Annotated in this window: 25 protein-coding genes; 13 read left to right on the top strand and 12 right to left on the bottom strand. The window is 53.1% G+C overall.

Annotated features, from left to right (window positions below):
- Positions 1–153 precede the first annotated feature (153 nt).
- Complete coding sequence (locus ACJJIV_RS10935; RefSeq protein ID WP_444888979.1) at positions 154–1,041, top strand: lysophospholipid acyltransferase family protein; 888 nt, start codon at positions 154–156, stop codon at positions 1,039–1,041.
- Between the two features lie 42 nt (positions 1,042–1,083).
- Here ACJJIV_RS10935 and ACJJIV_RS10930 read toward each other — a convergent pair whose 3' ends face one another.
- From ACJJIV_RS10930 to def, 9 genes are all read right to left on the bottom strand, one after another.
- Complete coding sequence (locus tag ACJJIV_RS10930) at positions 1,084–2,271, bottom strand: ABC transporter permease (RefSeq protein ID WP_444887627.1); 1,188 nt, start codon at positions 2,269–2,271, stop codon at positions 1,084–1,086.
- Between the two features lie 67 nt (positions 2,272–2,338).
- A complete protein-coding gene (locus tag ACJJIV_RS10925; RefSeq protein ID WP_444888978.1) occupies positions 2,339–3,499 on the bottom strand; it encodes an ABC transporter permease in 1,161 nt (386 codons plus the stop codon).
- Complete coding sequence (locus tag ACJJIV_RS10920) at positions 3,496–4,191, bottom strand: ABC transporter ATP-binding protein (protein ID WP_444883271.1); 696 nt, start codon at positions 4,189–4,191, stop codon at positions 3,496–3,498. Before ACJJIV_RS10920 ends, ACJJIV_RS10925 begins: the two co-directional genes overlap by 4 nt.
- Before the next feature lie 47 nt (positions 4,192–4,238).
- On the bottom strand, positions 4,239–5,273 hold the full coding sequence (locus ACJJIV_RS10915) for an efflux RND transporter periplasmic adaptor subunit (protein ID WP_444888977.1): 1,035 nt from the start codon (positions 5,271–5,273) through the stop codon (positions 4,239–4,241).
- Positions 5,274–5,370: 97 nt separating this feature from the next.
- Positions 5,371–6,822 carry a TrkH family potassium uptake protein gene (locus ACJJIV_RS10910; protein ID WP_252083982.1) on the bottom strand — a complete coding sequence of 484 codons (1,452 nt, stop codon included), beginning with the start codon at positions 6,820–6,822 and terminating at the stop codon, positions 5,371–5,373.
- Positions 6,823–6,911: 89 nt separating this feature from the next.
- Positions 6,912–8,297, bottom strand: a complete 1,386-nt coding sequence (gene trkA, locus ACJJIV_RS10905) for a Trk system potassium transporter TrkA (RefSeq protein WP_252083983.1) — start codon at positions 8,295–8,297, stop codon at positions 6,912–6,914.
- 30 nt (positions 8,298–8,327) lie between these two features.
- The gene (gene rsmB / locus ACJJIV_RS10900; protein ID WP_444888976.1) at positions 8,328–9,635 is read right to left on the bottom strand and encodes a 16S rRNA (cytosine(967)-C(5))-methyltransferase RsmB; all 1,308 of its coding nucleotides are present in this window, start codon (positions 9,633–9,635) and stop codon (positions 8,328–8,330) included.
- Entirely contained in the window at positions 9,632–10,585 is a 954-nt protein-coding gene (gene fmt / locus ACJJIV_RS10895) for a methionyl-tRNA formyltransferase (protein ID WP_444888975.1), read from the bottom strand. Before fmt ends, rsmB begins: the two co-directional genes overlap by 4 nt.
- Before the next feature lie 64 nt (positions 10,586–10,649).
- On the bottom strand, positions 10,650–11,156 hold the full coding sequence (gene def, locus ACJJIV_RS10890; RefSeq protein WP_444887632.1) for a peptide deformylase: 507 nt from the start codon (positions 11,154–11,156) through the stop codon (positions 10,650–10,652).
- A 183-nt stretch (positions 11,157–11,339) separates the two neighbouring features.
- Here def and ACJJIV_RS10885 point away from each other — a divergent pair, with 183 nt between their 5' ends.
- From ACJJIV_RS10885 to ACJJIV_RS10845, 9 genes are all read left to right on the top strand, one after another.
- Positions 11,340–12,410, top strand: coding sequence for a LysM peptidoglycan-binding domain-containing protein (locus ACJJIV_RS10885; protein WP_444888974.1), 1,071 nt, complete (start codon positions 11,340–11,342; stop codon positions 12,408–12,410).
- Positions 12,411–12,505: 95 nt separating this feature from the next.
- The gene (gene dprA / locus ACJJIV_RS10880; RefSeq protein ID WP_444888973.1) at positions 12,506–13,651 is read left to right on the top strand and encodes a DNA-processing protein DprA; all 1,146 of its coding nucleotides are present in this window, start codon (positions 12,506–12,508) and stop codon (positions 13,649–13,651) included.
- Positions 13,652–13,740: 89 nt separating this feature from the next.
- Entirely contained in the window at positions 13,741–15,183 is a 1,443-nt protein-coding gene (locus tag ACJJIV_RS10875) for a catalase (protein ID WP_444888972.1), read from the top strand.
- 87 nt (positions 15,184–15,270) lie between these two features.
- Positions 15,271–16,494, top strand: coding sequence for a transglutaminase domain-containing protein (locus tag ACJJIV_RS10870; protein WP_444888971.1), 1,224 nt, complete (start codon positions 15,271–15,273; stop codon positions 16,492–16,494).
- Between the two features lie 278 nt (positions 16,495–16,772).
- The gene (gene tsaC, locus ACJJIV_RS10865; protein WP_444888970.1) at positions 16,773–17,339 is read left to right on the top strand and encodes an L-threonylcarbamoyladenylate synthase type 1 TsaC; all 567 of its coding nucleotides are present in this window, start codon (positions 16,773–16,775) and stop codon (positions 17,337–17,339) included.
- 28 nt (positions 17,340–17,367) lie between these two features.
- On the top strand, positions 17,368–18,273 hold the full coding sequence (hemF, locus tag ACJJIV_RS10860) for an oxygen-dependent coproporphyrinogen oxidase (RefSeq protein ID WP_444883280.1): 906 nt from the start codon (positions 17,368–17,370) through the stop codon (positions 18,271–18,273).
- 29 nt (positions 18,274–18,302) lie between these two features.
- Entirely contained in the window at positions 18,303–18,755 is a 453-nt protein-coding gene (locus ACJJIV_RS10855) for a DUF6841 family protein (protein WP_444888969.1), read from the top strand.
- Positions 18,752–19,573, top strand: a complete 822-nt coding sequence (aroE, locus tag ACJJIV_RS10850; protein ID WP_444888968.1) for a shikimate dehydrogenase — start codon at positions 18,752–18,754, stop codon at positions 19,571–19,573. The genes ACJJIV_RS10855 and aroE overlap by 4 nt, the downstream gene beginning before the upstream one ends.
- A 38-nt stretch (positions 19,574–19,611) precedes the next feature.
- Entirely contained in the window at positions 19,612–20,022 is a 411-nt protein-coding gene (locus tag ACJJIV_RS10845) for a hypothetical protein (protein WP_444888967.1), read from the top strand.
- 53 nt (positions 20,023–20,075) lie between these two features.
- Here the strand turns inward: ACJJIV_RS10845 and ACJJIV_RS10840 are convergent, their stop codons facing one another.
- The 3 genes from ACJJIV_RS10840 to ACJJIV_RS10830 all read right to left on the bottom strand — a co-directional run bounded on the left by ACJJIV_RS10840 (position 20,076) and on the right by ACJJIV_RS10830 (position 22,175).
- A complete protein-coding gene (locus tag ACJJIV_RS10840) occupies positions 20,076–20,594 on the bottom strand; it encodes a hypothetical protein (RefSeq protein WP_252083995.1) in 519 nt (172 codons plus the stop codon).
- An 86-nt stretch (positions 20,595–20,680) separates the two neighbouring features.
- Entirely contained in the window at positions 20,681–21,595 is a 915-nt protein-coding gene (locus ACJJIV_RS10835) for a LysR family transcriptional regulator (RefSeq protein WP_444887637.1), read from the bottom strand.
- A 25-nt stretch (positions 21,596–21,620) separates the two neighbouring features.
- Positions 21,621–22,175 carry a gamma carbonic anhydrase family protein gene (locus ACJJIV_RS10830; protein WP_444887638.1) on the bottom strand — a complete coding sequence of 185 codons (555 nt, stop codon included), beginning with the start codon at positions 22,173–22,175 and terminating at the stop codon, positions 21,621–21,623.
- Between the two features lie 65 nt (positions 22,176–22,240).
- Here ACJJIV_RS10830 and ACJJIV_RS10825 point away from each other — a divergent pair, with 65 nt between their 5' ends.
- From ACJJIV_RS10825 to ACJJIV_RS10815, 3 genes are read left to right on the top strand one after another with little or no spacing between them, the layout of a single operon-like run.
- Positions 22,241–24,289 (top strand): M3 family metallopeptidase, encoded by a 2,049-nt coding sequence (locus ACJJIV_RS10825; RefSeq protein ID WP_444888966.1) that lies wholly within the window; start codon positions 22,241–22,243, stop codon positions 24,287–24,289.
- Between the two features lie 35 nt (positions 24,290–24,324).
- Positions 24,325–24,597 (top strand): YheV family putative zinc ribbon protein, encoded by a 273-nt coding sequence (locus ACJJIV_RS10820; protein WP_444888965.1) that lies wholly within the window; start codon positions 24,325–24,327, stop codon positions 24,595–24,597.
- 3 nt (positions 24,598–24,600) lie between these two features.
- Positions 24,601–25,431, top strand: a complete 831-nt coding sequence (locus ACJJIV_RS10815) for a hypothetical protein (protein WP_444883287.1) — start codon at positions 24,601–24,603, stop codon at positions 25,429–25,431.
- The last annotated feature ends 68 nt before the right edge of the window (positions 25,432–25,499 follow it).

The raw sequence follows: 25,499 nt of genomic DNA, 5'->3' as shown, positions 1-25,499 counted from the left end.
ATCTCCGGATCAGTATCTGCTGTGGGCAAAGGGACGCAATTATAGCGGCAGCGACTGCTGCGCTTAAAGCGCTATAGCCGCGTCAAGAGGTTTCAATGGCCATACTTGGGCAACACGACCACTTTAAAGTGGTTTTTGTATAGGAAGTAGTGAGTGGATATTAAGGGGCGCCTTGCTGTAGCGGCACTGAAAATCATCGGCAAATTGCCGTTGCACTGGTCGCGGCGATTGGGTTGGTTTGCTGGCAAAATGGTTGTGTGGACTCGTTCCGAAGGCCTGCGCCTGAGCCGTATTAATCTCAAACTCTGCTATCCGGCAATGGACCCCAAACAGCGCGAAAAGCTGGCAAGGGAGAGTGTGATCAACACGGCCATGGCGGGTTTTGAGATGGCGTCACTGTGGAATACGCCCTGGGCAAAAAATGAAAATGCCATTGTTCGTGTGCGCAATCAGCAGTTACTCAACGCCGGTGAGACCGATGGGCGCGGCACCATTGTGTTAATGCCGCATACTGGCAACTGGGAAATATTCGGCCTGTATGTGGGTACCTTGTCCCCCTGTACTGTACTTTACCAGCCTCCAAAAATAGAAGCCCTGGACCCGGTGATTCGCAGCGGGCGCGAAGTAACCGGCGGCAAGATGGTGCCCACCAATGTGCACGGTGTACGCGCGCTGCTTAAATCATTGAAGGCTGGAGATTTAGCCCTGATTCTTCCCGACCAGGAACCGGATATGGGCGGTGACTTTGCCCCGTTTTTTGGGCGCCCGGCCCTGACTATGACCCTGGTGCACAATCTGATACAGCGCACCAAGTGCCATGTGGTTTTTGGGTTTGGCAAGCGTATAGAAGGCGGTTTTGAGCTGGTTTTTGTCCCCGCAGAAAAAGCGATTTACAGTGAAGAGCAAAAAGTATCCCTGGCGGCGATGAACCGCGGTGTGGAGGCCTGCATCGCCCAGGCGCCGGAGCAGTATCAGTGGGAATACAAGCGCTTTCGCAGACAGCCGGAAGGCAAGAGTAAAATTTACCGCAAACAAACATAGGGGCCTGAGCGGCCCCTTTGTCTATCGGCATCTAGGTAAAATTTACGTCGCGTGGCGAAATGCCACAATTACCGGCATACGCGCGGCGCGCCAGGCGGGGAAAAAACCACTGACAAAGCCGATTACCAGCGCCAACACGGCGCCCTGCACGAACAGGTCTGGGGACATTTCAAAACTGAACACCACCTGGGTAAAACTGCCGCCCAGGGTTGAGGTATTTAGGCCGTCGAAGAACAAGTAGGCGGCCAATGACCCCAGTAGTCCACCGGCCACCGCCAGTACCATCGCTTCAGCAATCGTGCCGCAGAAAGCGGAAAAATTACTGAAGCCGAGGGCGCGTAGGGTGGCAATTTCCTTGGCACGGTCCGCCACTGAGGTGTACATGGTATTGAGTGCACCAGCCAGGGCGCCGAGGGCCATCACCGCACTGATAATCCAGCCAAAGGTAGCGATGTACTGCAGTTGTTTACCCTGACTGGCGAAGTATTCTCGCTCGGTCTGCGCCTCGAGATTAAGGCGCGGTTCCCGCGCAATGGTTTCCTTGACCGATGCGAGGCCGTCGTCATTGTCCAGTTGCAAGCGAATGGACTGATAACTGCTGCCACGGTTGTAATGGCTCTGGATTGTTTTGATATCTGCCCACAGCTCACTTTCAAAAATATTGCCCCCTGTGGAAAAAACTCCGACAACTGTCCACAGGTTTTTACCAAAGCGCACTTCCTTGCCAATCTCGAAACCGCTGAATTCCCGCAGTACGCCCTCGCCGACAATCATTTCATTGGTTCCGGGAACAAACATACGGCCTTCGGTTAAGTGCATGTTGGTGCGCATGGCCATACCGGTTTGGTTGAGTCCGCGCAGGGGGATATTGGCCTCGGTACCACTGGACTTTTTGATACCATCCACAATGACATAGAGTTCCGGTGAAACCTGTGGGCCGTTGGCGTCCCGGGCGACTCCTGCAGATTCGCTAACCAGGTTGACCTGATCCTGCAGGATCACCGAGTTGAGCTCGGTGGAGGAACCCTCGCGCATCAGGATGGCGATTTGGTTGGAACCGGCGCCGCGCATAGTTTCTTCGAAGCCTTTGGCCATGGCGAGAAATGCCAGCAGTATTGCCACCACCACCGCCGAGGCCAGTACCATCGCCAGTGACATCCACAGGCGCCGGCGCAGGCTGCCCAGGTTCATCAGGGTCACTGAAATAATTTGTGCAATTAGAGAGCCCATTGGCTTTCCTCCGGTTGGGCTTGATCAATCGGGCACCTACAGTTGTTAGGAACTCGATCTGATGTATTTAGGGCTGACGATTAAATGCCGAGACAATATTCAGTCGCAGCGCGTTAAAAGCCGGTAGCAAGCCGGTAATAATTCCCAGCAGTAGCATAAAAAACAGCGCCTGCAGAGCGATATCGCCATCGAGAATCAAGTTGGGCAGGAAACGGGCGAGAAAGGTTTTTATTCCTTCAACTAACAGCCAGGCCGCAGCGAGTCCGGAGAGACCGCCGATAAATGCGACCAACAGGGATTCTGATAGCACCATGCGAAAAATACGTGCGCTGGAAAAGCCCAGGGTTTTGAGTACAGCTATCTCGCCGGTGCGCTCGCGAATTGCCAAGGCCATGGTATTGCCAACCACAATCAGAATGGTGAAAAACGCGGTAAAAACCACCGAGAAAATAATCAAACCGATATTGCCAATTTGCTCGATAAAAGCTTTATTAAAGGATTTTTCCGTACTGGTATCGGTTTCACTTTGCGAATTGGCAAAACTGTCATCAATGGTTTTGGCTACTTTCTCATTGAGAGAGGGATCGTCAGTAGTGAGTGCCATCCACCCTATCCAATCATTGCCAAATGTCTGAGTTTCCATGAAGTATTTATAATGGAATAACATTTGGCGAGTATCGTACTGCTCGGTATCCCCTTTAAAAATACCTGAGACTACAAACTCCCAGGTATAGCCACCATCTTTATGGGTAAATATATTTGAGGAGATAGGGATCCGGTCACCAATTTTCCAGCCATATATTTGCGCGAGTTTCTCACCTATCAGTGCGCCCTGACGATTGTTAAACCAAGCCTGTTTTTGCTCATCCGGAATCACTATTTCTTCGTAAACGCGTAAATAGGATTCGGGGTCCACTGCTAGCGAGACAATTTGTCTACTTTGTTCCTGATAATAACCGCCAAACCAGTTCAGGTGAGTGACATCTTTTACTCCCTCGACCGCAGCGACTTTTTGGAAATAAGAGATGGGTAGCGATTGGGTGAAATTAATCCGGTTAAAAACTACCAGGCGATTATCAGCGGATAACTCCACACTGGAATTGAGTGCAGATTTCAAACTGGTCACTGCGCCAAAAATTAAAAAAGCGATAAAAATTGCAAAGCAGGTGAGAAATAACCGCAGAGGTTTCCTCGTCATGTTTTTATAAATTAAATAGAGATCGTTCATGCCACTATTTCCCTCTGCACAAATTGCCCCTTGTCGAGATGCAGGGTGCGTTTGGCGTATTTGGCTGCGGCCGGGTCGTGGGTAACCATGACAATGGTCTTGCCGTGATCGCGGTTGAGTAGTTGCAGCATCTCCAGGATTTCATCGGCGGTGGCGCGGTCGAGATCACCGGTGGGCTCGTCACACAGAATGAGTTTTGGATCCGAGACAATTGCGCGGGCGATGGCCACCCGCTGTTGCTGGCCGCCGGACATTTCACTGGACATATGTTTGGCGCGATCGCTCAAGCCCACCAAAGCGAGGGCGGTTTCTACATTTTTGCGTCGCTGTGCCTTGGAGAGCTTGGTTAACAGTAGCGGTAGTTCTACATTGCGTTGGGCATTGAGCATCGGCATCAGGTTGTAGAACTGGAAAATAAAACCAATATTCTGCGCGCGCCAACGGGTTAGGGCGCTCTCATTGAGGGAGTCTATGCGGGTACCATCAAACCAAATTTCCCCGCTGGTGGGTTGATCGACACCGCCGAGCATATTTAACAGAGTGGTTTTTCCGGAGCCGGAAGGCCCCATAATGGCGACAAAATCTCCTCGCTCAATACTCATATTGAGATCGTCAAAAATAGAGATTTTCTCTTTACCTTTGATAAAACTCTTGCCGACATTTTTTAACTGAAACAACACATCTTCAGACATCTGTAATTTCCTTTTTTAATGAATAATTAGAGCCGTAGTCTGTGCCGTTAAAGAGCGACTTCCTCCCCGGCCAGGAAGCCGACCTTCACCCCCATATCCGGTAGGATACGGGCGTCTTTTTGATCGATACCGATACGCACACGCACTGTAGCTTTGGCGCGATCGGCGGTTGGAATAATTGCCACCACCGTGGCGGGAATATCCCACTCAGGGTAGGCGTCAAGATTCGCGTTTACCCTTTGACCAGTGGAGACCCGGCCGATAAATGCCTCGTTGACATCCACTTCAATTTCCAGGGAGTTCATATCCACAATGGTACAGATACCGGTGCGGGTGAAACCGCCTCCGGCGGAGCTGGGTGCGACAATTTCGCCGGGCTGAGCATTTTTTTGTGTAACGATTCCCGCAAAGGGCGCGCGTATCGTGTGATCCTCCAAGCGCTCCCGCTGTCGCTCGGCTTCCAGTTTAGCCACCTCAATATTTGCCCGAGCGCTGTTTAAATCGGCTCTCAAGCCTTCAACAGTGGCCTCACTCTGGGTGAGTTGTGCTTTGCTGGAGTAGTTTTTTTCACGCAAGCCAGCGAAACGCCGGTACTGACGCTCTGCTTCTTTTAGCTTGGCGAGAATACTGGCTTCCTGGGCTTGCAGTACCTGAATCTGCGCACGGGCAAATGCCAGGCTGACGCGCGCTTTGACGTCGTCGAGGCGGGCTAGTACTTGACCTTCCTGTACCTGCATACCCTCCTCGACATCTACACTGCTGATCAGTCCCATCACCTCTGCTGACACCGTAGCCATGCGTCGGGCGGTGATATATCCGGAGGCATTCAACACCGTCTCCAGGTGTGCGCTGGAGGGGGCAGATGGCGTAGTGTGTGTGTTGGCGGGAGTTGGGATTGTGTTAGGGCTTGCGGGTGGGTCTTCGGCCAAGAGGGAGGCGCCAAAAAAACCAACTAGCAGGCCGGCGACTGCACCGGTGGAAGCCGCCAGCAGGGTTTTTCGGGACGATGACGGTAAATCATTGGGAGCCGTATCCCGGTCAATTTTCAACTGACCGAGCAGCTCACTGGTGTTTCTGCTCATACAGCCATGTTCTTATTGATTACTTCCTGTAAAGAACAACTGTGGCAGAAACTAAAAAATATTGCTATTCGATCTGACTTGCGGCGTTGGCGCCAAATTAGTGGCGCCAAAAGGCGGGAGTTAGGAGCACCAGCAGGGTGAAAATTTCCAGGCGTCCCATCAGCATGGCGAGGATCAGAAACCACTTGGCCACCTCATTGACTGAACCGTAGTGAGATGCGGCCTCACCCAGAGCCGGGCCGATATTGCTCAGGCAGGAGGCCACCGTTGTCACAGAGGTGACGAAATCTTCGCCGGTGGCAATCACAATAATCGAGAGAATGAAAAACGACAGCACATAGACGGCAAAAAAGCCCCACACTGCATCGGTTACCCGATCGGGTACGATCTTGCGGTTGATCTTAATGGGTATCACCGCATTGGAGTGCACCAGTCGATTCAATTCGCGCATACCGGATTTCATAATCAACATGCCGCGCACCGCCTTGATACCACCGGAGGTAGAGCCGGCACAGGCGCCGAGAATACCCAGAAGAAGCAATGCGTAGGGAAGGAATACCGGCCAGGCGGAAAAGTTTTCAGAGGCAAAGCCGGCAGTGGTACTGATAGAAACCACCTGGAAGAAACCGTGTAGCAGACTGTTGCCTGGTGAGAAGATATTCAGAATCCACAGATAACAGCTGATCAACAGGCCGGCCCCCAAAATCAGCATTACGTAGAAACGAAATTCGGAATCGCGCCAGTAGTGCTTGAGGGTTTTATTGCGGAAGGCATAAAAATGCAGGCCAAAGTTAATTGCTGCGGTGAACATGAAAATAATGCAGATCACCATAATGGCCCGGTTGTGAGCGTAGAAGCCCATACTGGCATCGTGGGTGGAAAAGCCGCCGTTAGCCACGGTGGAGAAGGCATGTCCCACGGCATCGAACACGGTCATGCCCGCCCACCAGTAACCGATGCCGCACAGAATGGTCAGGATTACATAAATCACGATCAGTGCCCGCGCCGTCTCGGCGATACGCGGTGTCAGCTTGGTATCTTTCACTGGGCCGGGTATTTCCGCTTTGTACAGCTGCATACCACCGATGCCAAGCATGGGCAGGATTGCCAGTGCAATAACAATTACGCCGATACCACCAAACCACTGCAGCTGCTGGCGGTAGTAGAGGATGGCTGGAGGCAGGGAGTCCAGGCCGGTAATTACGGTGGCGCCGGTGGTGGTGAGCCCGGAAATCGACTCAAAAATCGAATCGGTAATACTCAGGTCCGGCTGCGGACTAATAATAAACGGCAGGGAGCCGAAGCTGCCGAGGATTAGCCAGAATAGCGAAGTCACCACAAAGCCGTCGCGGGTACGCAGATCCTGGCGTAGATCGTGCACCGGCAGCCACATAAACAAGCCGGTCACCAGAGTGATCACAAAGGCAATAACGAAGGCGTTGTGTGTATGGTCCTCATACCACAGGGACACGGCGATCGGTGGCAGCAGTGTCAGGCTGAACACAGTGAGGAGAATTCCGAAAACTCGCGCAATTACCGCAATTCGCATTGGCGCCTGTCAGCCTGTTATCTGTTGTTACTTTATATATTTGGACGGCGGAGTTTGTAATCGCCGGACTATTCAATAAAAAATATGATTTAGAAAAAGCCGAAGCCAACCTGGAACAACTGCTCCACATGACGTGTCTGGCGGCGATCCACCAGGAATACAATCACGTGATCGTCGCTTTGCACAATTACATCGTCGTGCGCCATCAACACTTCGCTGCCATTTTCTGTTTCGCGCACTATGGCACCGATGGAGGCGCCCTCGGGCAGATCGATATCCTCGATTTTCTTTCCTACCACCTTGGAGGTGCGCTCGTCGCCGTGGGCGACAACTTCGATCGCCTCGGCGGCACCGCGACGTAGAGAGTGCACATTAACCATATCGCCGCGGCGCACATGGGTGAGCAGGCTGCCGATAGTATTTTGCTGGGGCGAAATGGCAATATCGATTTCCCCGCCTTGCACCAGGTCCACGTAGGCGCGGTTGTTGATCAGGGTCATCACCTTGCGCGCGCCCAGGCGTTTGGCCAGTAGCGATGACATGATGTTAGCTTCGTCATCGTTGGTGAGTGCGAGGAAAACATCGGTGTCCTCAATATTTTCTTCCAACAACAGCTCCTGGTCCGAGGCGCTGCCGTGCAAGATAATGGTGTGGGACAGCTCCTCGGATAAAAATACGCAGCGTTCATGGCTGCGCTCAATAATTTTAACCGAGTAGCGGTTTTCCAATTTGGTTGCGAGCCGCAGGCCAATATTGCCACCACCGGCAATTACCACGCGCTTATAACCGTGTTCCAGGCGGCGCAACTCGCTCATTACCGCACGGATATCGGCGCGTGCGGCGATAAAAAATACCTCGTCGCCGGCCTCGAGCACCGTGTCCCCCTGGGGAATGATCGGCCGGTTGCGTCGGTAGATGGCCGCCACACGGGTATCCACCTTGGGCATGTGCTCGCGCAGATAGCGCAGCTGATGGCCTACCAGAGGACCGCCCTGAACTGCCAATACAGTGACCAGCTGCACACGACCGCCGGCGAAATCCAGCACCTGCAGCGCGCCGGGGTGTTCCATCAGGCGTGCGATATATTCGGAAACCAGCTGCTCGGGGCTGATCAAAACGTCGATGGGAATCGCCTGGTTGTCGAATAACTCGGGGTACTGCAGATAAGAAGAGGCGCGCACACGCGCGATCTTGGTGGGCACACGGAACAATGAATGGGCAATCTGGCAGGCTGCCATATTGGTTTCATCGTTATTGGTGACCGCCACCAGAATATCGGCATCCTCAATGCCGGCATTCATCAGCACATCGGGATGGGAGGCATGGCCGTTAACCACGCCAATATCAATGCGATCACGCAACTCGCGCAGGGTTTTTTCGTCGCTGTCCACCAGCACAATATCATTGCGCTCGGAGGCCAGAGCCTCCGCCAGTGAGCCGCCCACCTGGCCGGCGCCGAGAATGACAATTTTCATATCGGATGAGACTCGCGGCTAGCGCTGCTGTTATTCGGCCTTGCTGAGCAGAGCGTAGTAGAAACCGTCGCCGCCACCGTTATGGGGTAACAGTTGCATTCCAGCAACTTGTTTTTCACCCCAGGACTTACCGTGCAGCAGTTGCGGGGTATTGTCGCTCGCATCGTCGGTCTCCGCAACGAAGGCGGCGACAACTTCACTATTTTCGGCTGGTAACACTGAACAGGTGGCGTATAACAGACTGCCACCGGGTTTGAGCAGTGCCCAGGTGGCGCGCAGAATTTCAGCCTGCAGCTTGGCCAGCTCGGCGATATCCTCGGCACGGCGCAGCAGTTTGATATCCGGGTTGCGGCGAATCACCCCGGTGGCAGAGCAGGGTGCATCGAGCAGAATACGGTCGTACTGCTGTCCATCCCACCAGGCATCCGGCGCAGCCGCATCAGCGCAAATTAACTGTGCGGAGAGGCCACAACGTTCGAGGTTTTCCTGCACCCGATCGAGTCGCTCCTCCTCGATATCGAGGGCACTCAATTCTATAGCGGGCTGCTGCTCCAATAGATGGCAGCTTTTGCCTCCCGGCGCGGCACAGGCATCCAGCACCCGCTCGCCTTCACAGGGTGCCAGTAGTTGCGCTGCCAGCTGGGCGGATTCATCTTGCACACTCACCAGGCCCTCGGCAAAACCGGGCAGAATTCCCACAGGAACTGCTTCGAGCAGGGTGATGCCAACCGGAGAGAGGGTACAGGCCTCGGCGGACAGGCCGATCTCGTCGAGCTGCTGCAGGTAATCCTCGCGGGAAATGCGCGCGCTGTTGACCCTCAAGGTCATGGGGGGATTGGTATTGTTAGCGCGAAAAATCTCCGACGCTTGCACTGGCCAGGCGGCTTTGATCGCCTGTTGCATCCAGGCGGGGTGCATAGAGCTGAACTGGGGGTTGCCGGACAATTTTCGCTGCAAACGCTCGCGTTCGCGTATAGCGTTGCGCAGTACGCCGTTGATCAGGCCAGTGGCGCGATCCAGCTTGAGACTGCGGGCGGCATTGACCGTGGCAGAGATAGCAGCGTGATCGGGGATGCGGGTGTATTCCAGTTGATACAGGCCCAGCAGGATCAGTGCGCTCACCAGGCTATCGCTGGGGGTTTTGCGCAGTAGCTTGGTAGCGATCAGTTGCAGGCGCGGGGCGGTGCGGGCACTGCCGTAGCACAGCTCGCGGAGCAGGGCGCGGTCGCGCTCCTCAACCTTGTCTTCGGCTTTAGGTAACAGGCGTGCCAGTGAACCTTGCGCTTCCAGTAGTGCGGCCATCACTCGGGCTGCTTCGGCGCGTACATCTCTACTCATAGTGATCCCAATTGTGTGCCGGGAGTGAACAGCGCCCGGTAGCCTTTCAAAATTTCCGCTGCGGGCAGCGCTTTTTTACCGGGTAGCTGAAGTACTTGCAGACGCAGGGCTTCGCGACCACAGGCGACCAGAATACCCTCGTCATCGCTGGCTAGAATGGTACCGGGCGTATTGCTGTGGCAGCCGCGTTCCAGGCTGGCGCTGTAGATACGCAGGCGTTGTTCGCCTTTACTTTCGCTATAGGTAGTCCAACACACCGGGAAGGGATTGAAGGCGCGGATCTGGCGCTGCAATTCTTGCGCCGGGCGCTGCCAGTCGATGCGCGCTTCCTCTTTGCTGATTTTATTAGCGTAATTGGCTGTAGCATCATCTTGAGTCACCGGCTTGGCGACGCCTGAGGCCAGCTGCGCTAGGGCTTCAATCAGAGCCGGGCCGCCGAGTTCGGCGAGCTTGTCGTGCAGGCTGCCTCCCGTATCTTGCTCAGTAATGTCACAGCGGCGCTCCACCAGTACCGGACCCGTATCAAGCCCGGCTTCCATTTGCATGATTGCCACACCGCTGTGGCTGTCTCCCGCCTCGACGGCGCGCTGAATGGGAGCGGCGCCGCGCCAGCGCGGCAGCAGGGAGGCGTGTACGTTGATACAGCCCAGTTGCGGGGTGTCCAGCACTGCTTGCGGCAGGATCAGTCCATAGGCCACCACCACCATGATATCGGCGCCGAGTGCCGTCAGCTCTTCCTGCGCTGCCTGGTCGCGCAGGCTCTGAGGTTGATACACGGGGATATCGTGGGAGAGGGCCAGCTGCTTGACCGGGCTGGCCAGCAGTTTCTTACCGCGCCCCGCCGGCCTGTCCGGTTGGGTGTAAACGGCGATGACAGTGTGGTCGCTGTCGAGCAGCGCCTGCAGATGCACGGCGGCAAAGTCCGGCGTGCCGGCAAAAATGATATTCACTGGCGGATTCTCAGATCGAGGGATGGAGATGGCGCCGGGCCTGCCGGCGGCCAGTTTTTATAGATCAGGCGCGTCGGCGCTGGGACTTTTCCAGCTTGGAGCGAATGCGGTTGCGCTTGAGTGGGGAGATGTAATCCACAAACAGTTTGCCATCCAGGTGGTCAACTTCGTGCTGGATACACACTGCCAGCAGCCCCTCTGCCTCTATGGCAAAAGGTTCGCCGTTGCGATCCAGCGCCTTGACTCGCACCCTGCGCGGGCGTTCTACCGTCTCGTAGAAACCGGGTACCGACAGGCAACCCTCGTCGTACTGGTGGATCTCCGGGTCCAGTACTTCGATCTCCGGGTTGATAAATCCGTACGGCTCGCTGCTGTCTTCGGAAATATCCACCACCACGACGCGCTCGTGCACATTGACCTGGGTGGCGGCGAGGCCTATGCCAGGTGCGGCATACATGGTTTCGAACATGTCGTCCAGCAGTTGACGGTGTGCGTCGGTAACTTCTGCGACGGGTTTGGCGATCTCACGCAGGCGCGGATCGGGAAATTCCAGTATCTCGAGTTTAGCCATAACACCTGTGACAAACTTCTAGTATTCGTTGAACGTGCGCTGATAACATTATGATCGCGCTCAATATTTACCGAGTGGACCCCGATTTTCGCTGGCGCCTTGCGCCCGGGGCCGGCCACATTTCCTGTAGAAGGGTGGTTCGGCGCTGAGAATTATAGCGATAAAGAGCATAGGAATGCTTCCATGAAAAAAATAATCCTGGCCGCCGTCTCGATGTTGGCGGTCGCCCTTGGCACCCAAGCGCAGGATCAGGTGCGCCTGAACCCCAGCCATCCGGATGCCTATGTTGTGCAAAAGGGCGATACCCTCTGGGATATCTCCAGTGAATTTCTGGTACAGCCCTGGTATTGGCCGGAGATCTGGCAAGTAAACCCCCAGGTTGAAAACCCCCACTTGATCTACCCCGGCGACAGCCTGCGCCTGGTGTATGTGGATGGCCAGCCGCAACTGCAGCTGCAGCGCGGCCCACGGGCTTATCAATTGTCCCCCGGTGTTAATGGTAACCGCTTAACGCCGCAGATCCGCCGTGAGGCGGTGGAGGATGCGATTCCGGCGATTCCCCTCGATGCCATCAATGCCTTCCTCTCGCGCACCCGTATCGTCGAGCCCAATGCCTTCGAAGGTACGCCCTATATTGTGTCCGGCTCCGATAACCACATTTTGATGGGGGCCGGCGATACCATCTATGCTCGCGGTGATTTTGAAGTGCCCCTGGCCTCCTACGGTCTCTACCGCCCGGGCCCGGTGTATGTGGACCCCGTCAGCAATGAGACTCTGGGACGCCAGGCTCTTGGGATAGGTGAAGTGGATTTGCTACAGCTGGACCCGGATAACCGCCCTGGATTCTCCGTCGCCACCCTGGGCGTGGCCAGCACCGCCCGCGAGATCCGTCTCGAGGATCATTTGATGCCGGTGGAAGAGCGCTCTATCGATGCACTCTTTCACCCCAGTGCCCCGGCCGTGACAGTGAATGGGTTGATTGTTGGTGTCGATGAGGGTGTGACTCAGATTGGTAAATTCGACGTAGTTATCCTCAATCTGGGTGAGCGCGATGGCATAGTGCCTGGCAATGTGATGGCAGTTTATAAGCGCGGTTCTGTAGTGCGCGATCGTATCGCCGGAGACAGCGTGAAGCTGCCCGATGAGCGCGCTGGTGAGATGATGGTTTTCCGCACTTTTGAAAAGATGAGCCTGGCGCTTATTCTCGAAGCTGATCGCCCCTTGGTGGTGATGGACTCGGTGCGCAACCCCTAAATAAGTATTGAAATCGAGCGGCGCCTCTTGCTGTTTGGAGCGCCGCAAATCTGAATACAACCCTTCCTGTAAAACAGACGAAATGGTGAGCCCGCATGGATGCGTTGACCGCCAGTATGGCCCTGCTGCGTTTAGAGGGCCTGGGGCCCGCCCGCTACTGGCAGCTGCTAGAGCACTTTGGCAGCCCCGATCGGGCCTTACTGCAATTCCCCCCAACTTTGTTGAGCAAACTACCGCCGCGGGCCCAATCCCAGTGGCGTGATTGTTGTCGTCTTGGCCTGCAGAGCGAATTGTTGGAGTGGGTGGCAGCCGAGCGCGCCCGCTGTGTACAAATCGGCGTGCAGCTGCTGTACCACGGTGATGCAGGTTTCCCGAATTTGCTCGCAGAGATCTCGCGACCACCGCCAATACTCTATGTACGGGGCGAAGCTGCTGCTCTCAGCTTGCCCCAAATCGCCATTGTCGGTGCGCGTCGCGCCACGACTTCTGGCCTGGATAACGCCCGCAGTTTTGCCATGGAGCTCGCCGGATCCGGTTTTGCCATCACTTCGGGGTTAGCACTGGGGGTGGATGCGGCCGCGCACCAGGGTGCTTTGCGGGGACAGGGAGCCACAGTTGCGGTGCTGGGCAGCGGTGTCGATTCTGTATATCCGCGTCAGAACCGCGCCCTGGCGGAAGAAATCCTGGGCGCGGGTGGCGCCATTGTCAGTGAGCTTCCACTCGGCAGTGGCGCTGAGGCGAAAAACTTCCCGCGTCGCAACCGGATTATCAGTGGGCTCTCTATGGGGGTGCTGCTAGTGGAGGCTGCGATGCGATCGGGGTCGCTAATCACTGCGCGGCTGGCGTTGGAGCAAAATCGAGAGGTTTTCGCTATCCCCGGCTCCATCCACAACCCGATGGCCAGGGGTTGTCACCACCTGATTCGCGAGGGGGCAACTTTGGTGGAGACCAGCGCAGATATCGCTGGGCAATTGGGGGGGCTGTTAGCGGAGCCCGCGGATAGTGAGCCCCTAAGCAATACCCCGCTGGATAATCAGCAGCTGTCAGTGTTATTAGCCCTGCAGGGAGGGCCTCGCAGTATCGAGCAGTTGGCCGTGGATACTGGGGAGCCGGCGGGTGAACTGATGGCGCTGCTATTGCAAATGGAGTTGCTAGAGCTATTGGAGCAGCTGCCCGGTGGTTATCAATTGACGGCTCAGGGAGCTGCCTGTTGTCTCCAGAAAGAAGGCGTGGCCACCTGAATCCTCCCCTGAAGGACCAGCCGCCGAACGATTCGCGAAGTCAAAGCGCTGCGTTAATACTCTGTGGACTCGAACACAGGAGGCAAGTCATGGCGAATAATTCCAAGCTCACCACGGATGCTGGCGCACCCATCGCGGATAACCAAAATAGCCTTAGCGCCGGACCACGTGGCCCCCTATTGATGCAGGATTATCAACTGCTGGAGAAGCTCGCTCATCAAAACCGTGAGCGGATTCCCGAACGCACGGTACATGCCAAGGGCTGGGGAGCTTACGGTACTCTGCGGATTAGCGGAGATATTGCCAAGTACACCTGCGCCAAGGTATTGCAGCCCGGTGCTGAAACACCAATGATAGCCCGCTTCTCCACTGTAGCCGGAGAGTTGGGGGCGGCGGATGCCGAGCGCGATGTGCGCGGCTTTGCCCTCAAGTTTTATACAGAAGACGGCAACTGGGATCTGGTGGGCAATAACACCCCGGTCTTCTTCGTACGCGACCCCTATAAGTTTCCCGATTTTATCCACACGCAAAAACGTCATCCCCGCACGCACTTACGCTCCCCTACAGCCATGTGGGATTTTTGGTCGCTATCTCCAGAGAGCCTGCACCAAGTTACGATCCTGTTTTCAGATCGCGGCCTGCCAATTTCACCTATGCATATGAATGGTTACGGCTCCCACACCTACTCTCTGTGGAACAGTGCCGGCGAGCGCTTCTGGGTGAAGTTCCATTTCAAGACCTGCCAGGGGCACAAATTTCATACCGATGCCGAAGCGGAGTCAGTGATTGGCCGCACTCGCGAGAGTTATCAGGAAGCCCTGTTTGGTGCGATTGAGAAGGGTGACTATCCCAAGTGGAGTCTACAGCTACAAGTAATGCCCGAGGCCGATGCTGTCAAGACAAATTACAACCCTTTCGATCTCACCAAAGTGTGGCCACATGGGGATTACCCGCTGATTGAGATTGGCGAAATGGAGTTGAATCGCAACCCCGATGATTATTTTGCCGAACTGGAACAGGCAGCCTTCTCTCCCTCAAACGTAGTACCGGGCATTAGTTTCTCCCCGGATAAAATGCTACAAGCGCGAGTGTTTTCCTATGCCGATGCCCATCGCCATCGTTTGGGTACTCACTATGAGAGTCTTCCTGTAAATGCACCTCAATGCCAAGTGCATAACTACTATCGAGACGGCGAGATGAATACCAGCGGGATTCGCACAGGCAATCCCGATGCTTATTACGAACCCAACAGTTTCAACGGCCCGCAGCAAGACTCCAGTGCCAAGGAGCCGCCACTAAAGCTTTCCGGTGCTGCCGATCGCTACGATCATCGCGAGGGCGACGATGATTACGGCCAAGTGCGGGCGCTTTTCAATCTTTTTGATGACGCCGAAAAACAGAGACTCTTTGGCAATATTGCCAGAGCCATGGCCGGAGTTCCGGATGAGATAGTACAGCGACAATTGGTACTTTTTTCCCAAGTCGACTCTAGTTATGCTGAGGGCGTAGAGTTATCTTTAGGAAAAAAATAAAAATACTTTCTATTTCGTAAAGCTTTAATTACCTGACAATTATGGTAAAAATGTATTTCTTACTTTTTATAAAAAGAAGATAAGCTTATGGATTGGATGATAAAAAAAATAACTGCCCTCTCATTTTTCACTGTTTGGCTGTCAGCTTGTTCAGTTCAACCATCTATTGTCGATTTGTTACCACCTTCAGAGTTTTCTAAAAAGCAGCTTTTATCTGGTTCTATTTTAATTGGAGAGCCTGTAAAAATTAATGATCTGCCAGAAGTTGATATTTTGGCAATAAATTCCGAAATGGAAATGTTTTTAGATGAAATAAAAGGTAAAGACGATACTGACCGGTTAAATAATTTTTTGCTAAAGTTGCAGGAAATTAATTTCTCTCTTTTTTATGAAGCTAATGCCACTTTAAATGCCTCTGAAGTGTTTTTGGAAAAGAGGGGCAACTGTATGGCCTTTAGTGCTTTTATGGTTGCCATGGTTAGGGAACTCGGAATAGAAATAAACTTTAATCAGGTATTTGTTCCAGAAACTCGATACTTGGAGGATCAGCAGACCTATGTTTATCAACACATCAATACTATTTCAGACCTAGGAAGTAAAAAACAGGTTTTGGATTTTAATTTTATTGACTACGAATCAAATTATCATGGGGAGGTGTTAGATGACTCGGAAGCATTTTCTAAATTCTATAGTAATTTATCAGTAGATTTCCTTTCAGAGAGGAACTTCAAACAGGCCTTTCTCTATATTCGTAAGGCATTATTATTGTCGCCTGATTCCTCAAATCTATGGAGTAATCTAGGTGCAATTTATCGATCTGCAGGCTACCGAAATCTGGCAATCAGCACTTATAGAGTCTCTCTAGAACTGGACAGCCATAATATGGTTGCATTGAATAATATGGAAAGGGCGCTCAGGGAGAGGGGAGATTTGGAGTCCGCCCAGATTCTCTCTAAACAGTTACAAAATTACCGTGAACAAAACCCTTACTACTGGTATGCCAGTGCTCAGGCAGCTTACTCAAAAAAAGATTACGCTTCAGCAATCCGAAACATCAAGGATGCAATTTCTCTAGAAAAAAATGACCATCGCTTTCATTACCTGCTGGGGCTTGCGCGATTCAAGTCTGGGAGTCGAGGTTATCGTAAGAATTTTCAGGAGGCTTTAATTCTGTCGGAGACAAAGTATGGTCAAACGCGTTATAAGAAAAAGTTTGATGCTCTGGGAATACAAAATATTGACCCAGTAATTCGAAATAAAGAATATAGACACCCATTCTCTCTATGGGACTGGTGGTATCTAGATACTTAAATAAGACATCATATAACAAAATATGATGCTATTTGTATCATGAGCACAAAGTTGCCTCTGTTTTCAATTGCTGTAGGCACACCTTGTGCATGGTTGCGCAATCCGCTAGATTTTGGCGCTTGTCCCTACTTTGACAGTTGAGAGAGTTGAAATGAGCAAGCCTTTTGTAGCGATCCTGATGGGGGCCGGCCCCGATCTGCCAGTTATGAAAGCCGCCTTCGGTGTACTGGAGAAGTTAGACATCCAGCAGTGCGAAGCGAAGTAGCAGCGATACTGTCATGAGGTACTCTCCGCTTGCTGTACAGAAGGCTGCCCGTGCTCTTGCGGCGGGTGGTGTTATCGCGCACCCCACCGAGTCCGTGTGGGGCCTCGCCTGTGATCCAAATAACCTGCAGGCCGTAAGGCGCCTGCTGCGCCTGAAGAACCGCCCACTGGAAAAGGGTCTAATCCTGGTTTCCGGTGAGGAGGAAAGTTTTAGTCAGCTGCTCGACCCACTCAGCGCCGAGCAGCGCGCAAAGATACGGGAAACCTGGCCCGGACCCGTGACCTGGCTGGTGCCCCATCGCGACCGCATACCCTATTGGGTCTGTGGCGCCCATCCCGCAGTGGCCCTGCGTCATACCGACCACTCTTTTACCGCTGCGTTAACAAGGGCTTTTGGCGGTGCTATCGTATCCACTTCTGCCAATCCGGCGGGGTGTCAACCTGCCCGGCACAAGTACCAGGTACTTCGCTATTTTGGTGATGCCCTCGACTTTGTCGGCGGTGGTTCCACCGGGGGCCGAAATTCCCCTAGTGAGATTCGCGACCTGCTCAGCGGAGAGCAGTTGCGGGCGGGCGGATGAATTCTTTAAAACGAGTTAGTGTTTCCCAATGAGTGATATTGATACCAAGGAAGTAAAGGGCTACCTGCTGGATCTACAGGATCGAATCTGCAGCGCGCTGGGTAGCGAGGACGGCCTGGAGTTTCACGAAGACGCCTGGGAGAGGCCCGGCGGCGGGGGCGGTAGAACCCGGGTGTTGGAAGAGGGAAATTTAATCGAGAAAGGTGGGGTCAATTTCTCGCACGTCTATGGTGACGGCCTGCCGCCCTCTGCCACGGCCAGCCGCCCAGAGTTGGCTGGCTGCTCTTTCGAAGCGATGGGGGTTTCTTTGGTGATCCACCCGCGCAACCCCTATGTACCCACAAGTCATGCCAACGTGCGCCTGTTCGTGGCCAAAAAGCCTGGCGCCGAGCCGATCTGGTGGTTTGGTGGGGGCTATGACCTCACTCCTTACTACGGTTTCGAAGAGGATGTGGTGCATTGGCACAATACTGCAAAGAGCGCCTGTGCGCCCTTTGGTGAAGAGATCTATCCGCGCTTCAAGCAGTGGTGTGACAAGTATTTTTACCTGAAGCATCGCGATGAGGCCCGCGGAGTAGGCGGCCTTTTCTTCGATGATTTTAACGAAGGTGGTTTTGAAAACGCCTTTGCCCTAACTCGCGCCGTGGGTGATAGTTATTTGGATGCTTATCTGCCCATTATTCAAAAGCGCAAGGATACGTCTTACGGCGAACGCGAGCGGGATTTCCAGCTTTACCGCCGCGGCCGTTATGTGGAATTTAACCTGGTATTCGATCGCGGCACCTTGTTTGGCCTGCAGAGCGGTGGGCGCACCGAATCTATCCTTATGTCATTGCCCTCGCTGGTGAGTTGGAAATACGACTGGCACCCAGAAGCAGGTTCGGCGGAGGAAAAACTCTACACGGATTTTCTGCCGCATAGGGACTGGGTATAACCCCAGGTCACGCACTACGGAGGTTCGCTGTGCAACAAACGCGATTGGAAGCCATCAACTCGCTATTTTTGGATTACAGGCGTCACTTTGAGACCGGGGATGCGGAACAGATAGCGGACTATTACCGTTTTCCTCTGCATTATTACCGTGAAGATGGCAACAAACTGGCGGTAGATCGCGGCGCCTTCGTGCAGCAGGTTGAGAAGCTGCTCAACGCTTATAAGCGCCTGGAGGTATGCCAGATACTCGGCACTGTCACTGAAATCATCGAATTGAATGATTACAGCAGCTTGGCCAGTGTACGCTGGACCCTGTTACATCACAGAGAAGAAGACGATAAGACCCTCGAACTCTACAGTTCACACACACGTTACCTGCTCACTGATACCGAGCAGGGCCTTAAAGTCGACGCTTTAGTACTGGTCGATGAAAGTGCCAAGATCCGCGAGGCGGTCAGGGCGCGCAAGAGGGCCCAGTCGTGAGTGACCGCTATGCAGTGGTAGGCAATCCCGTCGACCACTCCCTGTCTCCACAAATTCACGCCGCCTTTGCCGCCCAGACCGGCGAGGACCTGGTATACGAAAAGATACTTGCCCCTCTCGATCGTTTTACTGAGTCGGTACAAACCTTTTTTGCCGAGGGTGGGCGCGGCCTCAATGTGACAGTGCCATTTAAGCTTGAAGCTTGCGAGCTGGCTGATGCGCTTACCGAGCGCGCGGCCGCTGCCGGTGCGGTGAACACCCTGGTATACGGAGAGAGTGGAAATCTGCTGGGCGACAATACCGATGGCGCCGGCTTGGTTTCAGATATCCGCAACAATCTGGGTTGGACAATTCAGGATAAGAGGGTGTTACTTCTGGGGGCCGGTGGCGCCGCCCGCGGAGCCCTATTGCCGCTGCTGGCTGAGCATCCCTCACAGCTACATATCGCTAACCGCACCGCCGCTAAAGCCTGTCAGCTGGCAGATGAGTTTTCCCACTATGGGGCTATGACTGCAGGCGGACTGGATCAGCTGTGTGGAGGTTTTGATCTGGTTATCAATGCCAGTTCGGCGAGCCTGGGTAACCAGTTGCCCCCCCTGCCTGAACACCTTTTTACAAGCACTGGTCGGGCCTATGACATGGTCTACGGTGCAAAGCCGACGCCTTTTGTACACTGGGCCCATGAACTGGGGGTTGAAGCAGCCGATGGTCTCGGCATGCTGGTGGGGCAGGCCGCGGAAGCCTTCTATTTATGGCGCGGGGTGAAGCCCCGTGTTGAGCCGGTGTTGGCGCAGTTGCGGCGAACACTAACAGCCTGATTAATGCGGCTGAAGTTATAACAACAAAAATTAAGAGGATGCTGGCTGTGCGCGAGTGGTTGCGTAATCTCTCTATGTGCTTTGCGGTGGGTTGTTTCGGCGGCCTTTGTTATGCCCTGGGTCTGTGGGCTATGGGCAGCTACGGGTTTACCCGCTGGTTGGGGGTAGACTTGGCACCGCACCTCAGTAATGCTTATCTATACCAGCGTATCGTTTGGGGCGGGCTCTGCGGTCTGTTGTTCTTGCTCCCCTTGCGCAATGCGTGGCTATTGCGCGGTGCTTTATTATCACTGCTACCTGCCGCATTCCTGCTGTTCTACCTCCTGCCCCAGCGTGGCTATGACTATGGCGCTTTTGTGCTGGGAACTATGACTCCGCTAGTGATCGTTCTCGCCTGTGCTATTGGCGGTATTGCCGCATCCGCGCTGCTGCGACTACAGGGTAGGTAAAGTAACTGAGGCCAGTTAGGCACCGCCGCAAGTGACTGCGGCGGCTGCTCCAATCAGGCCTCAAACTCAATTTCGATAAGGCTACAGCTCTGGGTGTGGCCCATAGCTCTCTTGATAGTGGGATATACAGAGGCGGTGGCGACGCTGACGCCCAGCTCGATTCGCTGTTTTTTATCCAGCTGCTCAGAGATACGCTGGTCCAACAACGGATCAATGTTTTTGTAACTGGCCAGCGCAGTGGCAAAGTCAAAAATATCCTTGAGAGGCTCCGGTAAATTACTGCCGCCCTGAATGCAGGCCTTCACCAATTGCGGAGCGACATTGGCTTCCAACGCCATGCGCACATTCAATTGCAGGCAGGCACCGCAGTCCGCCACCTGCATGGCGGCCAGTTTGCTCACCCAAAAAACCTCCAGCGGTAAGAATTCCCGGTGCATCGACAGGGGCTGGAACTGTACAAATTTTTCAAAGCCCTCTGGAGATGAGCGTAAAAACTCTTTTAGATACTCCATGTCGTAGCGATATTTCTTGGAGAAGGCATCCATTTCTTGCAGCTGCTGCTGTTCTGTCATCTCTATGGCTCCTATTGCCGGTGATAGAAAGTCGGACCTCCTCGGTCCTGCAGCCAAGTTTTATCGGTATTGCTGTTAGATAAAAATTAATAACTATCGGATTTCTCGATAGGTGGGCTGTAATAATTACCGTACAGACGCCGAGCTTCCCGGGCGAACCAAAGGCCGGCTTTGCCTTGAGCTGTTTTTGCCGACCACAACAGGTCGACATCCAGGCTCCAGGCGCTCAGTGCGCTGGTGAGTTTCAGCTCCACCAGTTTTCCACTTTTGAGGAAAGGGCGAGCCAACTCATAGGGCGCGTTGACCCAGCCTATGCCTTTGCAGGCCAGATCCAGGGCCTGTAGCAGGGAGTCGCAGACCCAGACCTGCGACGAGAGCTGCCAGCGTTGTTGGCCCTCCTCCATGGCTGCGATTATTTGCCGGTGGCGCGCGGCCTCACGCAGAGAGCTAGGCTGCTGATGCGCCAGTGGATGGTCCGGTGTGGCCAGGCAGAGAATTTGTTGGCGTCCGAGTGTGTTGAACTCTAGTGCGCCCGGGTAGCTGCCGCCGCTTGTCACAAACGCAAAATCGGCTTCGCCTTTGGCGATACTTTGCACTGCCTGATGATGACTGGAACTGCGCAGTTGCAGCTGGGTGTGGGCAAAACGCTGGCTGAAGCTTGCCAGTACATCGTTGAGGCGATCGGGCATCACCAACTCCTCAAACAGGATACGCAGCACGGGTTCCTCGCCGCGCTGGTAGGAGTCCGCGGCCTGCTGAAAACGCTGCAGCTGCCCCAGCGCTTGGCGGGCAAGCGGCAATAGGGCCATGGCCGCAGCTGTGGGGTGTGGGAATTTTCCGCTACGGTCGAAAAGGGCGAGTCCCAGGTCCAGCTCAAGATTCTGAATACAGGCACTTACCGAGGATTGAGCACGCCCCTGTTCGCGGGCAACAGCGGAGAAAGAGTCCAGCTCGCAGGCGCGTACAAAAGTATGCAATTGATCAGTATTCAGATTGAGCATGAGTGTCGAATCGTCCGGCGATGAGTTATTCAATATCCTGGCGCAGATATTGATCCTTCAGATTCACATAATTTTGCGCAGAGTAGCTAAAAAACGCCTTTTCCTTGTCGGATAACGGGCGGGCTTTGCGGCAGGGGGAACCCACATAGAGATAACCGCTCTCCAAGGTTTTGCCTGGTGGTACCAACGCGCCGGCTGCTAAAACGACCTCGTCTTCTATAACCGCACCGTCGAGTACTATGGCGCCGATACCGATCAAAATCCGGTTGCCGATGCTACAGCCATGCAGGCAGGCCTTGTGGCCAATTGTGACGTCTTCGCCGATTGTCAGTGGCCACCCCTCGGGATTAAACGGCCCCGCATGGGTGATATGTAATACTGCACCGTCTTGGACACTGGTACGGGCACCTATCTGAATTCGATGCATATCCCCGCGCACCACCGCCATGGGCCATACGGAGCAATCATCACCCAGAGTGACATCGCCAATCACAGCTGACTGTGGGTCAACAAAAACACGATGGCCAAGTTGCGGGGATTTCTCGCTCGCAGAATCGTTGTGGCTGCGCAGTGGGGACATAAAGAAGCTCCTGTACAATGAATCCTCTATCATAGCTGTATCCTATTTCGAGCACAGGGTCCCGTATGTCCAATCCATTGTTGAATCTCCCTCTTCTGCCACCGTTTACCCAGCTGCAGCCCGAGCAGGTTAAGCCTGCAATTGCAAAACTCATCGGAGACTGCCAAGGGCAGTTACAAAGAGGCTTAGAGAACCCTGGCTGGGAGAGCACCTTGCAGCCACTTGAACAGGTTCAGGATCAACTCAACCGGGCCTTCTCTCCGATCAGTCATCTCAACAGTGTACTGAGTGGTGAATGGCGAGCGCCCTATGAAGCGGCGCTTGCTCAGGTAACTGCCTATTGGACTGAGCAGGGGCAAAACCGCGAATTGTACGAGGTGTATCAACAGCTGGCGGCCTCGTCTGAATTTGTGAGCTGGCCGCAGCCGCAAAAGAAATCTGTAGAGTTGGGTTTACGGGATTTCGAATTAAGTGGGGTCGGCCTGGAGGGTGAAGCTCGGGAGCGCTTTGCAGCCAATAGCAAGCGCCTGGCTGAACTTTCCAGCCAGTTCGCCAACAATGTTTTGGATGCTACCAATGCCTGGACCTGGCATACGGAAGATAAGGCAGATTTAATTGGCTTGCCGGAAACCGCTATAGCGGCGGCGAAAAGTGCGGCAAACACAAAAGGCAAAAGTGGTTGGTTGATCACCCTAGAGGGTCCGAGCTATTTGGCGGTAATGACTCATGCGGAGAACCGAGAGTTGCGCCGGTTGGTGCATACCGCATTTGTGAGCCGTGCCTCTGAGGTTGGGCCCAACGCTGGAGAGTTCGACAATTCAGGAGTGATGGAATCTATCTTGGCACTTCGCGCAGAGCAGGCCCAGCTATTGGGAATGGCTAATTACGCCGAGTTGTCTCTGGCCAGTAAAATGGCGCCAGATTGCGAAGGCGTATTGGAGTTTCTCAATGACCTGGCGAAGAGAGCCAAGCCCGCAGCCGAGCGGGAGATGGCTGAATTACGCGTATTTGCCAGCGAAGAGTATAAGTTAGAAGAGCTTCAACCTTGGGATATTGCTTGGGTTGCGGAAAAACTCAAGCAGCAGCGTTATGCCATTAGCCAGGAAGAGCTACGCCCTTACTTCCCTTATGCCAAGGTTCTGGAAGGTTTATTCGCCGTAGTGGAAAAGCTCTTTGGAGTTGCTGTGCAGGAAGACACTACTGTGGAAACCTGGCATAAAGATGTACAGTTTTTCTGGCTTTATCGCAATGGTGAACGTATTGCGGGCTTTTATCTGGATGCCTTCGCGCGAGAGAAAAAGCGTGGGGGTGCCTGGATGGATACTGTTGCCACACGTCGCCAAGGTGAAGAGGGCTTGCAGCTGCCTATCGCTTATTTGGTGTGTAACTTTAGCCCCGCAGTGGGAGATATGCCCTCTCTGCTAACACATTACGAAGTCACTACCCTGTTTCACGAGTTTGGCCATGGCCTGCATCACATGCTAACGCAAATTGCTATAGCGGCGGTTTCGGGTATCAATGGTGTGGCCTGGGATGCGGTAGAAATGCCTAGCCAGTTCCTGGAAAATTGGTGTTGGCAACCTGAGGCGATCGCCATGATCTCTTCTAATTACCAAACTGGAGAGCCGTTGCCTTCAGAATTACTAGAAAAAATGCTTGCGGCAAAGAATTTCCAGTCCGCTATGTTCACTGTGCGACAACTGGAGTTTGCAATTTTTGATTTTCGACTTCACGCCAGTGAAGAAGTGATGGATACGCAGAAAATTCAGCAGCTGATGTCAGAGGTACGCACCGAGGTGGCTGTAGTTCCTGTGGCTAAGGAAAATCGCTTCCAGCATGGTTTTAGCCATATTTTTGCTGGTGGCTACGCTGCAGGATATTACAGCTATAAGTGGGCAGAGGTGCTCTCAGCAGACGCCTTTTCACTATTTGAAGAAAAGGGTATTTTTGACAGTGCTACTGGCGAGAGTTTTTTGCATTCTATCCTCGAACAGGGTGGCAGCCGGGATGCTTTAGACCTGTTTGTAGAATTCCGAGGTAGAAAACCCGATGTTGATGCACTATTGCGTCACTCAGGTATTGAGCAGCTTGAATTAAATATCAGCCCGGCCTGAAAAGGCCGTTAAGTCATGCATGTTGAGCAGTAACTATGGTCGATCAGGAAAATTCCGGTGGGCATTCCAAAAAGTCCAAAAAACGATTTATTGCTGGCGCTGTTTGCCCACGCTGTAGCGAGATGGATCGTATAGTCAATTACCAGGAGGATGGAAAAAATTTTCGTGAGTGTGTTTCCTGCGGATTTAAAGATGAAATACGCCTGCAGTCCGCGCCTTCTGAGCTATTAACCCGGGTTAGTACTGGGCAGAGAAAAGAGGCGAGTGAAGAACCGGTAAAATTTATTCAACCTACCAAAAAAAAATAAGTAGTGAAAAAGGCAATTGTAGTTATAGCCGTGCTTGCCATTGCAATTATTGCTGGCTTGTACGGCCTAAATCATTATCGAAAAATTCAGAAACAGCAACTGGAGCAGACCTCACATCTATTGGCCAGTTGCGTCAACCAAGGACTTCTCAGCCTATTTCGTTTACAGGCAAATGATTGGCACAAGAATCCAGGCTTTGTTCTGCAACAGCAGCGATCACTTAATGAGAGTGTCGAAGGGCTACCGGAAAAGATTTTAGAGGGAAAATCCTTTAAGAAATGGGAGTATGCTGTCGATATCTGTAATAAATTAACAAGAAATAGCAATTTACAACATATTACTATTTTCAGACCGCTTGCCGACCTCGCTTCATTTGAAATGTCAGATGCTGCTACGTTTAAAAGTAGAAAGTCTCTGAGAAAACGTAAGAAAACTATTGGTGCACTGAGAGAGTCAGCTCAGGCAGCAGATAGATACCTGAAAGATTTACGCAGTGATATAAGTACTCAGATGAAAGTTTATAGATTTTCTGATGAAGAAAAAGAATTTATTCAAAAACAAATAAACACAGAAGTTCTGGACTATTATCAGAAAGGGAATTTTTCACTTAATAATGCCAATGTATATCTTGAAAGATTATCAACCTTTTATAAGTTGATGGCCGAAAATCCGAAAGCTTACACTGTGCGTAGTGGCAGTCTTTATTTTTATGACCGCTCTCTAAGAAGCAAAATTGATATTTTGAATCGAGCAATTTTACAAGGAGAAAGTGAGTTCTTTTCCAACTACACTCAGATTTTGGTCAGTAAGCAGATAAGAGCTTTGGGATTTTAAAAAATCGTGAGCGGGTATTAATACATTATTGTTCCCGCTCAATATTTGTCATCCTGAGATTATTGTTT

The organism is Microbulbifer mixtoriginis (SeqCode), assembly GCF_052466765.1.
Note: the sequence above shows the minus strand (reverse complement) of the source record. Positions and strands in the feature narration are given on the sequence as shown.

Bases quoted from the DNA above. Each gene is read 5' to 3' on its own strand.
- ACJJIV_RS10840 (WP_252083995.1), bottom strand. From the start codon at position 20,594: ATGACAGAACAGCAGCAGCTGCAAGAAATGGATGCCTTCTCCAAGAAA.
- ACJJIV_RS10820 (WP_444888965.1), top strand. From the start codon at position 24,325: ATGGTCGATCAGGAAAATTCCGGTGGGCATTCCAAAAAGTCCAAAAAA.
- ACJJIV_RS10825 (WP_444888966.1), top strand. From the start codon at position 22,241: ATGTCCAATCCATTGTTGAATCTCCCTCTTCTGCCACCGTTTACCCAG.
- ACJJIV_RS10835 (WP_444887637.1), bottom strand. From the start codon at position 21,595: ATGCTCAATCTGAATACTGATCAATTGCATACTTTTGTACGCGCCTGC.
- ACJJIV_RS10915 (WP_444888977.1), bottom strand. From the start codon at position 5,273: ATGAGCAGAAACACCAGTGAGCTGCTCGGTCAGTTGAAAATTGACCGG.
- ACJJIV_RS10885 (WP_444888974.1), top strand. From the start codon at position 11,340: ATGAAAAAAATAATCCTGGCCGCCGTCTCGATGTTGGCGGTCGCCCTT.
- ACJJIV_RS10830 (WP_444887638.1), bottom strand. From the start codon at position 22,175: ATGTCCCCACTGCGCAGCCACAACGATTCTGCGAGCGAGAAATCCCCG.
- rsmB (WP_444888976.1), bottom strand. From the start codon at position 9,635: ATGAGTAGAGATGTACGCGCCGAAGCAGCCCGAGTGATGGCCGCACTA.
- ACJJIV_RS10875 (WP_444888972.1), top strand. From the start codon at position 13,741: ATGGCGAATAATTCCAAGCTCACCACGGATGCTGGCGCACCCATCGCG.
- dprA (WP_444888973.1), top strand. From the start codon at position 12,506: ATGGATGCGTTGACCGCCAGTATGGCCCTGCTGCGTTTAGAGGGCCTG.
- hemF (WP_444883280.1), top strand. From the start codon at position 17,368: ATGAGTGATATTGATACCAAGGAAGTAAAGGGCTACCTGCTGGATCTA.
- trkA (WP_252083983.1), bottom strand. From the start codon at position 8,297: ATGAAAATTGTCATTCTCGGCGCCGGCCAGGTGGGCGGCTCACTGGCG.
- def (WP_444887632.1), bottom strand. From the start codon at position 11,156: ATGGCTAAACTCGAGATACTGGAATTTCCCGATCCGCGCCTGCGTGAG.
- ACJJIV_RS10925 (WP_444888978.1), bottom strand. From the start codon at position 3,499: ATGAACGATCTCTATTTAATTTATAAAAACATGACGAGGAAACCTCTG.
- ACJJIV_RS10920 (WP_444883271.1), bottom strand. From the start codon at position 4,191: ATGTCTGAAGATGTGTTGTTTCAGTTAAAAAATGTCGGCAAGAGTTTT.
- ACJJIV_RS10910 (WP_252083982.1), bottom strand. From the start codon at position 6,822: ATGCGAATTGCGGTAATTGCGCGAGTTTTCGGAATTCTCCTCACTGTG.
- ACJJIV_RS10845 (WP_444888967.1), top strand. From the start codon at position 19,612: ATGCTGGCTGTGCGCGAGTGGTTGCGTAATCTCTCTATGTGCTTTGCG.
- tsaC (WP_444888970.1), top strand. From the start codon at position 16,773: ATGAGGTACTCTCCGCTTGCTGTACAGAAGGCTGCCCGTGCTCTTGCG.
- ACJJIV_RS10870 (WP_444888971.1), top strand. From the start codon at position 15,271: ATGGATTGGATGATAAAAAAAATAACTGCCCTCTCATTTTTCACTGTT.
- ACJJIV_RS10930 (WP_444887627.1), bottom strand. From the start codon at position 2,271: ATGGGCTCTCTAATTGCACAAATTATTTCAGTGACCCTGATGAACCTG.